General features: G+C 47.5%; 1 pseudogene. It reads left to right on the top strand.

The window, feature by feature from the left end:
• A pseudogene (locus WKT11_RS19835) lies at positions 1-573 on the top strand (IS200/IS605 family accessory protein TnpB-related protein); the annotation flags it as partial.

The following is a 573-nucleotide window of genomic DNA, read 5'->3' as shown; positions in this document are numbered from 1 at the left end:
TGGGCATGACTGGAAATGGTTCCGTGTATATTTAAAACGTACCGATATGGAATATCTTCGCAGGAACTGGAAAGGAAAGAAGGCATCGGCCCCTGCGTTGGAAAAGAGACACTGCCGGTATTTTCTGCGTTTTTCCTATACAGAAGAAGTAACACTGACGAAAACACCGGTAAAAGAACAGATCATCTGCAGTGTGGATCTGGGGATCAATACCGATGCGGTCTGTACCATCATGCGCTCAGACGGAACTGTCTTGGGAAGAAGATTCATAGATCATCCCAGTGAAAAAGACCGGATGTACCGCACACTGGGACGGATCCGCAGATCCCAGAGGGAACATGGCTCTGCGCAGACACAGGGAAGATGGGCATATACGAAACGTCTGAACACAGAACTGGGTAAAAAGATTGCATGTGCGATTGTAAGATATGCGGAAGAAAACCAAGCAGATGTGATCGTGTTCGAGTATCTGGAGATGCAGGGGAAGATACCGGGAAAGAAAAAACAGAAACTGCACCTGTGGAGAAAGCGGGATATCCAAAGACGCTGTGAACATCAGGCACACAGGAAAGA

The sequence above is a fragment of the Blautia sp. HCN-1074 genome, from assembly GCF_037890165.1.
In the GTDB taxonomy this organism is placed as follows: domain Bacteria; phylum Bacillota; class Clostridia; order Lachnospirales; family Lachnospiraceae; genus Blautia_A.
The sequence above is the reverse complement of the archived record's forward strand: the minus strand, read 5'-3'. Positions and strand labels throughout refer to the sequence as shown.